At 63.8% G+C, this 12222-nt stretch carries 9 protein-coding genes; all 9 read right to left on the reverse strand.

Annotation, left to right across the window (positions count from 1 at the left end):
- Positions 1 to 102 precede the first annotated feature (102 nt).
- Positions 103 to 399 carry a chorismate mutase gene (locus LOY53_RS09810; RefSeq protein WP_252823522.1) on the reverse strand — a complete coding sequence of 99 codons (297 nt, stop codon included), beginning with the start codon at positions 397 to 399 and terminating at the stop codon, positions 103 to 105.
- A gap of 65 nt (positions 400 to 464) precedes the next feature.
- The gene (locus tag LOY53_RS09815) at positions 465 to 2891 is read right to left on the reverse strand and encodes a TonB-dependent receptor (RefSeq protein WP_258703931.1); all 2427 of its coding nucleotides are present in this window, start codon (positions 2889 to 2891) and stop codon (positions 465 to 467) included.
- 94 nt (positions 2892 to 2985) lie between these two features.
- A complete protein-coding gene (locus tag LOY53_RS09820; protein WP_258703932.1) occupies positions 2986 to 3954 on the reverse strand; it encodes a FecR domain-containing protein in 969 nt (322 codons plus the stop codon).
- Positions 3951 to 4484 (reverse strand): sigma-70 family RNA polymerase sigma factor, encoded by a 534-nt coding sequence (locus tag LOY53_RS09825; protein WP_252823524.1) that lies wholly within the window; start codon positions 4482 to 4484, stop codon positions 3951 to 3953. The genes LOY53_RS09820 and LOY53_RS09825 overlap by 4 nt, the downstream gene beginning before the upstream one ends.
- Positions 4485 to 4635: 151 nt before the next feature.
- Positions 4636 to 5421 (reverse strand): ABC transporter ATP-binding protein, encoded by a 786-nt coding sequence (locus LOY53_RS09830; protein WP_252823525.1) that lies wholly within the window; start codon positions 5419 to 5421, stop codon positions 4636 to 4638.
- 11 nt (positions 5422 to 5432) lie between these two features.
- A complete protein-coding gene (locus tag LOY53_RS09835) occupies positions 5433 to 6188 on the reverse strand; it encodes an ABC transporter permease (protein WP_252823526.1) in 756 nt (251 codons plus the stop codon).
- Positions 6189 to 6198: 10 nt separating this feature from the next.
- Positions 6199 to 6951, reverse strand: a complete 753-nt coding sequence (locus LOY53_RS09840) for an ABC transporter permease (protein WP_252823527.1) — start codon at positions 6949 to 6951, stop codon at positions 6199 to 6201.
- Positions 6952 to 7137: 186 nt separating this feature from the next.
- A complete protein-coding gene (locus LOY53_RS09845; RefSeq protein WP_258703933.1) occupies positions 7138 to 9585 on the reverse strand; it encodes a TonB-dependent siderophore receptor in 2448 nt (815 codons plus the stop codon).
- 129 nt (positions 9586 to 9714) lie between these two features.
- Positions 9715 to 11958 carry a TonB-dependent receptor gene (locus LOY53_RS09850; protein ID WP_252823530.1) on the reverse strand — a complete coding sequence of 748 codons (2244 nt, stop codon included), beginning with the start codon at positions 11956 to 11958 and terminating at the stop codon, positions 9715 to 9717.
- Positions 11959 to 12222: the final 264 nt, after the last annotated feature.

The following is a 12222-nucleotide window of genomic DNA, read 5'->3' on the forward strand; positions in this document are numbered from 1 at the left end:
CCGGTGACAGCACAGCGTATTTTCGCTGCTGTCACCGGCCTCTTCGCAGCACAAGGCTGCTCCTACCGGGTTCGCGTAGGGCAGTGTTGAAGCGACCGCGGTTCACTCACGGCTCAAGGCGGCATGCACTTTCAGCTCTTCATCGATAAAGGCCGCAATCATCGCCCGGTACACCCGTTCCACCACGTCGGGCGACGCCCCGGTATCGCTGGCTATTGCACGCACCTTGGCAATCACCTGCTCGACCCGCGCCGGTGCGCGCACATCGTCGGTGGTCTTCTTGAAAGTGGCTGCCTGGGCGACCAGTTGGCCGCGTTGGGCGAGCAGCGCGACCAGATTCTGGTCGATGTGATCGATGCGCGAGCGAACGTCCTCGATCGATGTGCAACGTACGTCCATGTAGGGCTCTCTATGTTGATGGGCAAGCAAGTCGACCGACATTAGCACAGGCGCCGTGGCAGGCTTCAGAAGTCGTAGCGCAGATCCAGCACCGCATTGCGCGGTGCACCATAGTGGCCGTAGCTGCCGGCCATGCCGGAGTAGTACTTCTCATCAAACAGGTTGTTCACATTCAAGGTGGCCGAGAGGTGGTCATTGACCTGGTAACGCGCCATCAGGCTGGCCACCGCATAGTCGTCGTCCTTGGCCTTGGCATTGTTCAGCTCTTTGAACGTCAATGACTTGCTGGAATCCCAGTTGACGCCACCGCCGACGGTCAGCTGTTCCCACTCACCCGGGAGGCGGTAGGTCGTCCACAGGCGGAAGGTGTCCATGGGCAACTGGGTGTTCAGGCGATTGCCATCGGCATCTTCGGTCCGCGCATGGCTGTAGCCCGTCTGCATATTCCAGCCTGGCGCGATCTCGCCGCTAAGCTCAAGGTCCAACCCTTGGGTCCTGGCACCGTTGACTGCGCGGTAGGCCGACGAGCCCGAGGGCGTGGTCTGCCCAGGATCGAGTTCCGCGAAGTTGTCCCGCTCCACCCTGAACACTGCCGCATTGGCATTCAGGCGACCCTGGTAGAATTCACCTTTCCAACCCATTTCGTAGTTCTTGCCAATGACCGGAGCGAGCGTTTGGCCATCTTTGTCCTGTGAAGATTGGGGTTGGAAAATATCGGTGTAGCTGGCGTAGACGGATTGCTCCGGTGTCAGGTCATAAACCACGCCGGCGTAGGGTGTGACTTCGCCTGTCTCACGCATCTGGCGGGGTATGTGCAGCCCGGTCGTGCGCATCGTGAAGCTGTAGTCGTAACTGTAGTTCGACACCCGAGCGCCTAACAGCAGGTGAAGTTCATCGGTGAGGTTGAACCGGTTGGCCACGAAGTACCCACTTTGTCGGGTTTTGATGTCCAACAGCACCGAGGGACGATAGCCATCGCGTACCAGGTAGTTGTCCCAGGTATAGAAGTTGAAGTCAGTGTTGCCACCGCTCAGGGAGTCGTGGTTGTTCTGATAATCCGAATAGTTGTAGCCGACCACCAGATCATGGGCGCGACCGAACAACGCATAGGTGCCCTGCAGGTTTACGTCGACACCTTTCTGCACTTGATCGGCAGAAATCATCGCCCGCTCGGCGCTGGCAACACCGGTCTGCTGATTCAGGTAGCTCGTCCCTGTCGTACTCCTGAACCAGCCCAGGTCCGCATCGCGATCAACGTCCATGTAGTTCGTCACTACCCTGAGCTTCCAGTCATTGGCCAACTGCTGCTCCACGGTAGCGGTGTAGTTCAGGGTCTCGAAATCATCGTACATCCAACGGGCGCCAGAGCTGGTGGCGCGCGAAAAATCGGTTTGCTGGCCGTTGTCAAAGAGCAGGGGAACACCGGGGGAGCCGGTCGATCGGTACTTCTGGTAATCCACACCAAAGCGCACCAGCGTGGTGTCGCTCAGGTCGGCCTCAACGACACCGTAGAGAATTTCTCGCTTCTGGTCGTACCAGTCCATGAAAGTGTGGTTATCCTGCTTGGCCGCCACCAGGCGACCGCGCACATTCCCGGTTTCAGTCAGCGGGCCCGACACATCCGCTTCGCTGCGGTAGTTGTCCCAAGCACCCACGGTGGCTTTGACGTAGGACTTGAATTCATGCGTCGGCTTCTTGCGGATCAGGTTGATCAAGCCCCCCGGTTCACCGGAGCCGCTCATCAGGCCAGTTGCCCCTCTAACGATCTCGATCCGGTCGTACAAGGCCATGTCCAGCAGTGTGCTGGGCATGTTGCGGGTCTCGTTCTGCTGGCTGGTGTTGACGCCATCGAACTGATAGCTGTTGATGGCACTGCCACGCGAATAGATGTTGAAACGTTCCCCGCCATCTTGTGAAAGGGTGATGCCAGGGGTCTCCTTCAGTACATCGGTGATACTGGCAAGGTGCTGGTCGTCCATCCGCTGGCGGGTGATGACACTGATCGATTGTGGCGTCTCACGAATCGACAGGTTCATCTTGGTGGCCGTGCTGGTCACTCCAGTCGTGTACGAACCAGTGCCCTCGGTCGTCGCCCCCAGCCCTACACTGTTCACCTGCGTCGGCGACAGCTCCAGCGCTGTGCTTTCTTCGCCTGCCGGGACAATGAAATAGCGATCATCACGTTCGCGCAGCACCCGCAGGCGGCTGCCCGACAGCAACGCCTGCAAGCCGTCGTCGACCCCGTAGACACCGTTAAGGCCGGCAGTCTTCTGGCCCTGGGTAGACGTCGGGTCGAACGACAGCACGATACCCGCCTGGGTGGCGAACCGGGTCAGGGCCTGCCCCAGGTCACCCTGGCCGATGTGGTATTCGCGGGGGGCGGTGTCCGCCAGGGCAGCAGTGGCGGCGAAGCCGGGCAGCAACAGGCACGAAACGAACAGCGCCTTGCGGATACCAGCCGCCAGCGGGCGGAGCGGATGATGCGTTTTCATGGAGGGCTTCTCTTATGTTGGCAAGCGGGTCATGCACCCGTTACCCCTGAGTCGAATGAGAAAGAGAAGAAATCTCATCGATGCGAAAAAAACTTCACGCTGTGTTCAGTTCGCTGACTGTCACCCAGTAGCGGGTGCGGCGTTCGATGCTGACCGGCAGCACACTGGTGATCGCCCGCAAGGCCTTGTCGGTGTCATCCACCGGGAACGTACCACTCACACGCAGCGCCGCTACGGCGGGGTCGCAGCGCAGCCAGCCGCTACGGTAGCGGGCAAGCTCCGGGATGAAGTCGCCGAGGCGCTGTTCATTGGCCACCAGCAGGCCTTGGGTCCAGGCATCCTGTTCGGCGGCCAAGGGCTTCGCTGCAGCAACCTGCGCCGCAGAGAATCGGCTGAACTGCCCTGGCTGCAGCAGCAGTGGCTGGCCATGGCTGGGCAGGACGCGCACCTGGTGTTCGAAGACTTCGACCTGGGTTTGCCCCTGTATGACCCGCACTGCAAACCGAGTCCCCAAGGCTTGCACCCGGCCATGCAGTGTCTGCACGAAGAAGGGGCGGCCAGCGGGGTCGCTGGCCGTGGTGACCATCACCTCACCTTGGCGCAGGCGCACCAGACGCTGCTGCGCGTCATAGCGCACATCGGCGGCACTGTCGGTATTGAGTAACACTTGCCCACCGTCTGCCAGTGTGACGGGGAGGCGCTGGCCCACCTTCGTGCGGTAATCGGCGAGCCACATGCCGTTGTGCACTTGATCGTAGCTGGCCCAGCCCAGGGCACTGCCGCCCAACAACAAGGCCACGCCCTTGATCACCGTGCGGCGGGTATTGAGCTGCGCCTGGCTGGCAAGGTCCAGCGTGCGGCAGCCGACGCTGGCGGGGATGCCTTGCAGGCGTTGCTGCAGGTGCTCGATCTGTTGCCAGGCCCATTGGTTGGCCGTCGTCTGCTGTAGCCAGTGCTGCCAGCCAAGGTGGTCCTGCGGCCCGGCCGAGCCGCTCTGCAGCAGGGTGTACCACTGCACGGCCTGCTCCAGTGCCTCGCGTTGCCTGGGGTCGATCAGCGTCATGCCAGCCCCGCCTCAAGGTTGAACAGCAGGCAGTGGTGCAGTGCCTTGGCCATGTAGCGGTTGACCGATGACAGTGAAATCCCCAACTGTTCGGCGATGTCCTTGTACGGCATGCCCTCCAGTTGCGACAGCAGAAACGCACGGCGCACGTCCGGCCCCAGGCCGGCCAGCATGGCGTCCAGCTCACAGAGGGTTTCCAGCAGCAACGCGCGTTCTTCCTCGGAGATATCCAGCGCCTGCGGTTGCTCGGCCAGTGTTTGCAGCCACGCCCGCTCCAGGCGCGCGCGGCGCACGTGGTCGATCATCAGGCGGCGGGCAATCGTGGCGAGATAGCCCTTCGGCTCGCGCACGGCGCGCAGGCGCTCGGCGGCATTGTCAGCGGTGAGGATGCGCACGAACACGTCCTGGACCATGTCGGTTGCCAGGTGCCGACACGCCAACCTTGGCTGCAGCCAACTGCGCAACCAGCGATGGTGGTCGCGGTAGAGATCATCGACCTGAGCATGCACTTCCCTGTGAGGCTTCTTCATACATTCGAATTCAAATAAGAATTCTTATCATTATGGAGGCGGGAGGGGCGCAGCGACAAGGGGGCGTCGCGCGACCGTCATGAGGCACGCGCGCTTACAGCGGCCACCTTGCGTCGCCTACGATTTCTGAGGTTGGTGTTCCGATCGCAGCTCAATGCCCCACCAGCTCGCCCAGCAACCGCTGTTTGTAAGCGTGCAGCACCGCACTGTCGCGCTCACGCGGGTGCGGCAAGTCGATGCGCAGGTCCTCGCGGATTCTGCCAGGGTGGGCATCCATCACGATCACCCGGTCACCCAGGTACAGCGCCTCCTCTATATCATGGGTGACCATGATCACGGTGCACCGCTCCTGCACCCAGATGCGCTGCAGCTCTTGCTGCAGCCTGACCCGGGTCAGGGCATCGAGGGCGCCGAGCGGCTCGTCGAGCAGCAGCACCTTAGGTTTGTTCACCAGCGCCCGGGCAATGGCCGCGCGCTGGGCCATGCCGCCGGAGAGCTGGTGCGGGTAGGCGTGCTCGTAACCGCTCAGGCCCACCAGCTCGATGTGCTCAGCCACCAGGCGGTCCTTGTGCGTGGCTGGCATGGCGTGGTTTTTCAGGGCCAGGGCAATGTTCTGCTGCAAGGTCATCCACGGGAACAGGCGGTGGTCCTGGAACACGATGCCGCGTTCCAGGCCCGGCCCGCGCACGGGGTGCTGGTCGAGCAGGATCTGCCCGTGATAGTCCTGGTCGAGGCCGACGATCAGCCGCAGCAGCGTGGACTTGCCACAGCCGCTGGCGCCGACAATGCTGACGAATTCGCCAGGTTGGATGTTCAGCTCGATGTCCTTGAGCACTTGCATCGGCTTGCCCTTGAGGGCGTAGGTCTTGCTCAGGCCACGAAGGGTCAGTGCGCCGTAGGTGGCGGTGGTGGGTAGAGCATGGGCGATGGCGTTCATGGTCGGGCCTTTCAACGGGTCGGGCGCCAGCGCAGCAGGCGGCGGGAGAGGAGGGTGCAGAGCCAGGACATCAGGTAGCCGCACAGGCCGATGCACAGCACGCAGACCACGATGATCTCCATGCGCGCGCCGGCTTCGGCGGTCATCATCAGGCTGCCGAGGCCGGCACCGGAAGACAGGAACAGCTCGCTGCCGACCGAGGTCACCCAGGCGAATGCCAGTGCCTGCAGCACGCCAGCGGCGATGCCCGGCAAGGCGGCAGGCAGCAGGATCAGGCGCAGCTGCTGGGCGCGGCTGAGCATCAGCACGCGGGCAGCTTCGCGGTGCTGGCCTTCGACCTGGCGCAGGCTTTCGAAGGTGTTGAGCACCATGGGGTACAAAGCCGCGAGGCTGACGATCAGCAGCTTGGCGCTTTCGCCGTTGCCCAGCCACAGGGCGATCAACGGGATCCAGCCCAGCATCGGCACCTGCCGTAGGGCATGGAACAGCGGCGCGATCAGGCGGTTGGCAGGGGCGGACAGGGCCATCAGCGCGCCCAGCCCCATGCCGCCGACAATGCCCACCGCCAGGCCGGTGCAGGTGCGCAGCAGGCTTGCCCACAGGTTGATCAGCAGCTCGCCGCTGCCCAGCAGTTCGACCCATGCCGACCCTACCTGCGCCAGTGGCACGAAGGCGTAGGCGCCGGCAGCGTCCTGGCGCGAGGCGTATTCCCAGGCGCCGAGCAGCAGCAACGGCAGCACCAGGCCACGGATATTGTGTCGTTTCATCACTGCCTCCTCAGCGGCTTTGCCAGCCAGACAAGCGCCGCTCCATGCGGCGCAGGGCAAAATCCAGGGTGAAGCCGATCACACCGGTGATCACCACCCCGACCATCACGACATCAATGCGCAGCATCTGCCGGCCCATTTCGATCATCTGCCCCAGCCCGCTGTCGGCGGCCAGCAGCTCGCAGGCCACCAGCACCACCCAGGCGCGGGTCAACGCCACGCGCACGCCGGTGACGATCGCGGGCACGGCAGCGGGCAGGGCAATACGGCCGACCAATGTAGTCCAGCGCAGGCGGTACACCGCTGCGACCTCGAAGTGACTGCGCGGGATGGCGCGCACCCCTTCACAGGTGGCCAGGGCCACGGGGAAGAACGCGGTCTTGGCGACAATGACGATCTTGAAGGTTTCATCGACGCCAAACAGCAGCACGAACATCGGGATCAAGGCGATGCTGGGCACCTGGCGAAGCGTGTGGAACAGCGGTGCGCAGTAGGCCTCCACGGTGTTTGACAAGGCCAGCGCCGTGCCGAATGCCAGGCCGCCGAGCGCGCCGCCGACAAAGCCCAGGGCCAGGCGTGAAAGGCTGCCGGAAAGGTGTTCCTGCAGCTCGCCGGTGGCCAACAGGTCGGTGAAGCTGTGCCAGACCTCCAGCGGTGGTACCAGCAGGTTGGCAGGGAACAGCCCAGCGTTGGCCAGCACGGCCCAGAGTGCGAACAGGGCTGCAGGTGAGATCAACCAGGAGAGGGGCGAGAGCAAGCGCATGGCGGGCCTTGGGGGAGCAGACGATACAAAGGGCTATCGCAAGAGCTGTGCCAGGCGCTGAAGGCCCGGAAATACGGGGGATTAAAAGGAGGTGATGCTGGAGCAGCACAGGGCTGCTGCTCCAGCAGCAGGTCGTCAGCACTACGTGTGCTGGCTTCATCGCGGGCAAGCCAGCGCGGTCGCTGATCAGAAATCGTAACTGACGCTGGTGTAGTAGAACGCCCCCTGCGCCCCCTCGGGGCTGGTGATGGAATACTTCGGCACTCCATACAGCTGCGCGCCTTCGAGCTTGTCTGGGTGGCTGTCGAACAGGTTGATCGCGCCCGCCGACAAGGTCAGGCCCAGATCGAAGCGGTACGACACATCCAGGTCGGTCACCCACTGCGCAGCAAACGTCTGGTCCAGCGCCGGGTTGGCGGCGTTGCGGCTCTGCCATTCGCCATAACGGCGCTGGGCCACGGTGACGCTCCAGCCGTCATACAGCCAGTTGGCGCTCAAGGTCAGTTTGTCCTTGGGCGTACCGTCCTCGATCAGGCCTTGGGTGTTGCGGCCGATGATCTGGTTGCCGGGGATGCTGCCCACATCGTCCAGCCCAGTGATACGCGTGTTGTTGCGTGCGTAGCCGCCGTTGAAGTCCAGCCTTCCCCAGCCGCCCAGCTCGAGCTGGTAGTGGCCGGCCAGCTCGAAGCCATCGGTGCGGGTGTCGGCGATGTTGGTGTAGAACGCCGCACTCTGGATACTGGCGTAGGGCGTGCCGGCGAAAATCGGTGTGACCACCGACGACGGCAACTGGTCGGACAAGGTGATGCGGTTGTCGATGTCGATGCGGTAGGCATCCAGGGTCACCGAAGCGTTGGGCAGCGGGCGCCAGACCAGGCCCACGGAGAAGTTGGTCGACTCTTCGGGCTTGAGCGACTTGCCACCCAGCAGCGCCGCTTCCGGGCTGTCGGCCCGCAGGGTGCGCTGTTGCACCTCGACCCAGTTGCCACTGCCCGGCGGTTGCTCCACCACCTGCACGCTGAACGAGGACAACCCGCTCTGCACCAGTGAAGGCGCGCGGTAGCCAGTGCTGGCGCTGGCCCGGGCGGCGATTTCGGGGGTGAAGTCATAGCGCAGCGACAGTTTGCCGTTGGTAGTGTCGCCAAAGTCTGAGTAGTGCTCACTGCGCACCGCCACGCCGGCCTGGAATTTCTCGGTGAGCTGGGCTTCGACATCCAAGTAGGCGCCGATCACCCGGCGGTCGAGCGACACCGCATCGACCTGGGTGATGCCCGAGTAATAACCGGGAATACGCCGGCCAGAAACCGGGTCGACGGTGTTGAACAGCGGCCCGTTGGACCAGCCGGCGGCGTCACCCTCGGTCAGGTCGAAGTTCTCCTGGCGCCAGGCCAGCCCTGCCGAAACGGTCAGTGGCTTGAACAGCCAGTCGTTGGCGAAGTCGCGTGTCCAGTCCAGGGTTAGGTTGGTCTGGTCGGCTTCGCGCCGGCCGGTGTAAATGGTCGAGGGGCTGGCGGTGCCCCAGCTGGGGTTGATGGCGTCGCGGTCGGTGGAGTCGACACGGTTGTTGCCGTAGTTCAGCGCCAGGTCAAAGTTGCCCAGTGCTTCATTCTCCAGGCGCAGGCCACTGGTGACGGCGAAGTCTTCCAGGCCATAGCGGGTTATTGGCAAGCGGCCGTCGGGGTAGCGCGTCAGCGCCACGCTACCGTAGTTGTTACGCAGGGTGGTGGGCGGGTCGAAAAAGTTCTCGGCGTCGGTGTTCTTGTGCGCGTAGGTGGCGAAGCCATAAGCGCTCAGGCCCTCGCTCAGGCCCATCTCGGCGTTGGCGGTGAAGTTGTACTGGTCCGAGACGTTGCCCGAGCCCCAGCGCCAGTTGCGGTAGCGGTTGTTCTGTTCACGCGGGGTGTCGATGCTGGTCGAGCCGGGGTAGAACAGGCGGTTGTCGTCACGCGTGTCGCTGGCCGGGTCCTGGCTGCCAGCGTCGAAGGCCAGGGTAACGAAACCGTCGTTGGGCAGGGCAAAGCCTTTCCAGCCGCTGAGCTTGCGTTGCAGGCCATCGCCTTTCTTGTAGCCGCCGAAGCGGTAGCCGGCGTTGCCGCCGTCATCGCGTTCCTTGAGGACGATGTTGATCACCCCGGCGATGGCGTCCGAACCGTACTGGGCGGCGGCGCCATCGCGCAGGATCTCTACCCGCTCGATAGCCGACAGCGGGATCAAGCTGAGGTCCACTGCCGCCGCGCCACGGGCGTTGACCAGGCCTTGGCGGGTAACGTTGGCGCTGGTGTGGCGGCGCTTGCCGTTGACCAGCACCAGCACCTGGTCGGAAGCCAGGCCACGCAGCGAGGCGCCCTGGGCGATGGAACCGGCAAAGGCGCCTTGCGGCGATTGTGGGAAGCTGAACGACGGTGACAAGGCCGTGAGCGCGGCGGACAGGTCGCTGGCGCCGGTTTCCTGCAGTTTTTCGCCACTCAGGACGTCGACGGGCGCAGCGCTTTGCAGGGCGGTGACGTCGCTGCGGTGGGTGCCGACCACGACCACGGTGTCGAGGTTGGTGGCGGGTTCGGCGGCGAATGCGGGCACGGCAAGGCTGCCGATGGCCAGGGCGATGGCGCTGGCCAAGGGGGTGTGGTGGGGCATAGTGGGTTCCTGCTGGAATAGGTGTTGTCAGTGCTGACGTCTTCGCGGGCAAGCCCGCTCCCACAGGAACCCCATTGTGCTCGGGGGAGGTGTTGAACCTGTGGGAGCCGGCTTGCCTTGCACGGTGACTTAGAAGCGGCTGGTGACACTCAGCCCGACCGTGCGTGGGTCGCCATAGGTGATCACGTACTGCCCGGCAGTCCCGTTAGGCCGGCCATGCACCTGGTAGCGGCGGTCGGTCAGGTTGTTGACGAAGCCGGTCACGCTCAGCTTGTCGTCGGGGCTGAACCACGTCAGGCGGGCGTTGGCCAGGGTGTAGTGGGGCTGGCTGAGGGTTTCGTCAGCGCTGCTCTGGCGGTCAGCAAGGAAGTATTCCTTGTCGCGGAAACTCACGTCGCCGCCGGCCACCAGCTTGCCGCCGACCTGCAACGGAAAGGTGTAGTCGGCACCCAGCGACACCACGTTGCGCGGCGAGCGCACGAAGCTGTTGCCGCTGTAGTCGCCGGTCACCGCGCCAGTGGTGGGGTTGGTGTTCTTGAAGTCGGTGTATTCGGTGTCGAGGAACGACACCGCCGCACGCACGTGCAGGCGGTCGGTCGGCTGGCCTTCGATCTCCAGCTCCGCACCTTTGACCTTGCCCTTGGCGCCGTTGGTCAAGGCGGTGGTGAGCACGCCGTTGTTGACCGTCAGCAGGTTCACCTGAATGTCCTTGTAGTCGTAGTAGAAGACGTTGGCGTTAACCGTCAGGCGGCGGTCGAACCACTCGGATTTCAGGCCCAACTCGTAGGCATCCAGCTCTTCCGGGTCTACCGTGGTCAGCTGTGCAAGGCTGGTCGATAGCCCGGTGTTGAAGCCGCCAGAGCGGAAACCATGGGCATAGCGGAAGAACACCCGCAGGTTGTCGTTGATGCGGTACTCGGGGGTCAGGTCGTAAGTCCAGGCTTCCCAAGTCTTGTCTTCCTGGCGATTACCGTTGGTGCCCACGCCTGCCAGCGGGATCAGCGGGCCGTTGGCGGTGGCGCGGGTCAACTGGGTCAGGTCCAGGTCGATGTCTTTTTTCTCCTGTGTCCAGCGCAGGCCACCCGTCACGCTGAAGTCATCGGTGAAGTCGTAGGTGAGGTTGCCAAACAACGCGTAGCTGTCGGTGCGGTGGTCATAGCCCAGGTCGCGGAACGCGGTGGTGCCGACCTGATTAGAGCCGGTGCCGTTGGGTGTCGGGCCCGGGGTGACGATGCGCTGGGCCGCGCTGTCGAGGTCTTCATGGAAGTAGTGCGCGCCGGCCAGCCAGTGTAGCGGGCGGTCTTCCGGCGATGCCAGGCGCAGCTCCTGCGACCACTGGCGGTAGCTGTTGTCGGTGATCGACGCGCCGTTGACCTCGTACGGGGTGTAGTCGGCGTCGCTGGTCGAGCGGTTGCGGATGTAGTCGTAGGCGCTGATCGAAGTCAGGGTGTAGTCGCCCAGGTACCCGTTGAAGGTCAGCGACGCGCCGTCGTGGTCGAGGCGGTAGTCCTCGTTGACGTTGAGCGAAATGTCGCGGCCATTGGGGCGCTCGTAACCGACGTTGTAGTAGCGGCCCACCGGCAGTGCGCCGTTGCTGCCATCGCCCTTGAACTGGCGGCTGTGCAGTTTCAGCAGGGCGTCCAGGTCGGGGTTGAGCTGGGCGAGGAACTGCAGGCGGATGGCTTTCTTGTTGACGTCGCCATAGGTGTTGCCGTCGAAGTCGTTGTGCTGGAAGCCATCGCGTTCTTCGGAGTACAGCGACACCCGGCCGGCCAGTTTTTCGTCCACCAGTGCGCCGCCGATGGCACCGGTGAGGATCCGTTCGTTCTTGCTGCCGACGCCGACCGTGCCGTAGCCGTCGGTGTCGAAGGTCGGCTTCTTGGAGATCACGTTGACCGCGCCCGCCGTGGTGTTCTTGCCATACAGGGTGCCCTGCGGCCCGCGCAGGATCTCGATGCGTTCGAGGTCGAACAGCGGGCCGCCGCCGGCGATCGGTGCATTGAGGTAGACGTCGTCGGCGTAGATGCCCACTGGGTAGACCGTCGCGGCGCCGGTGTCACCGGTGCCCAAGCCACGGATGTACCAGCGCGGCCGGCCATCGCCGTCGGGGTTCTTGGCCGAGGCGTTGGGCACGAAGGTGGTGATGTCGCCCATCGAGCGCACGCCGTCGGCAGTGATGCTGGTGCCCTTGATCGCCGACACGGCGACCGGGACTTCCTGCAGTGTCTGTTCGCGGTGCTGGGCCGTGACGGTGACGGTTTCCAGGGCGGGCTCGGTCTTGGCGTCTTCGTTGGCGGCGACGGCCTGGCCGCCGGTGCCGGCCAGCAGCAGCGCGAGGCTGATCTGGCGGGCCAGTGGGTGGAGCTGGTGCATGGTGAATCTCCCCGTATGTAAAGCGTTGTTGGGGAGAGCTAGAGCAGGGACTGTGCCATATTTGTAAGGTGTTGAATTATATGAATTTAATTGGATTTTTTGAGGGCTGTTGCCGGTAGGGCAGCAGTGGGGTGCTTGGCGGGTGCTGCTGGGGCAGCAGCGTTTGGTTGAGCGTGTTGGGGCCGCGTTGCGGCCCTATCGCCGGCAAGCCGGCTCCCAACCGAACTGGGTAGCCTCCAAGGCTAGCGCCGCACCTGTGGGAGC

The sequence above is a fragment of the Pseudomonas sp. B21-031 genome (assembly GCF_024748985.1).
Lineage (GTDB): Bacteria > Pseudomonadota > Gammaproteobacteria > Pseudomonadales > Pseudomonadaceae > Aquipseudomonas > Aquipseudomonas kermanshahensis.

Bases quoted from the DNA above. Each gene is read 5' to 3' on its own strand.
- LOY53_RS09810 (WP_252823522.1), bottom strand. From the start codon at position 399: ATGGACGTACGTTGCACATCGATCGAGGACGTTCGCTCGCGCATCGAT.
- LOY53_RS09815 (WP_258703931.1), bottom strand. From the start codon at position 2,891: ATGAAAACGCATCATCCGCTCCGCCCGCTGGCGGCTGGTATCCGCAAG.
- LOY53_RS09820 (WP_258703932.1), bottom strand. From the start codon at position 3,954: ATGACGCTGATCGACCCCAGGCAACGCGAGGCACTGGAGCAGGCCGTG.
- LOY53_RS09825 (WP_252823524.1), bottom strand. From the start codon at position 4,484: ATGAAGAAGCCTCACAGGGAAGTGCATGCTCAGGTCGATGATCTCTAC.
- LOY53_RS09830 (WP_252823525.1), bottom strand. From the start codon at position 5,421: ATGAACGCCATCGCCCATGCTCTACCCACCACCGCCACCTACGGCGCA.
- LOY53_RS09835 (WP_252823526.1), bottom strand. From the start codon at position 6,188: ATGAAACGACACAATATCCGTGGCCTGGTGCTGCCGTTGCTGCTGCTC.
- LOY53_RS09840 (WP_252823527.1), bottom strand. From the start codon at position 6,951: ATGCGCTTGCTCTCGCCCCTCTCCTGGTTGATCTCACCTGCAGCCCTG.
- LOY53_RS09845 (WP_258703933.1), bottom strand. From the start codon at position 9,585: ATGCCCCACCACACCCCCTTGGCCAGCGCCATCGCCCTGGCCATCGGC.
- LOY53_RS09850 (WP_252823530.1), bottom strand. From the start codon at position 11,958: ATGCACCAGCTCCACCCACTGGCCCGCCAGATCAGCCTCGCGCTGCTG.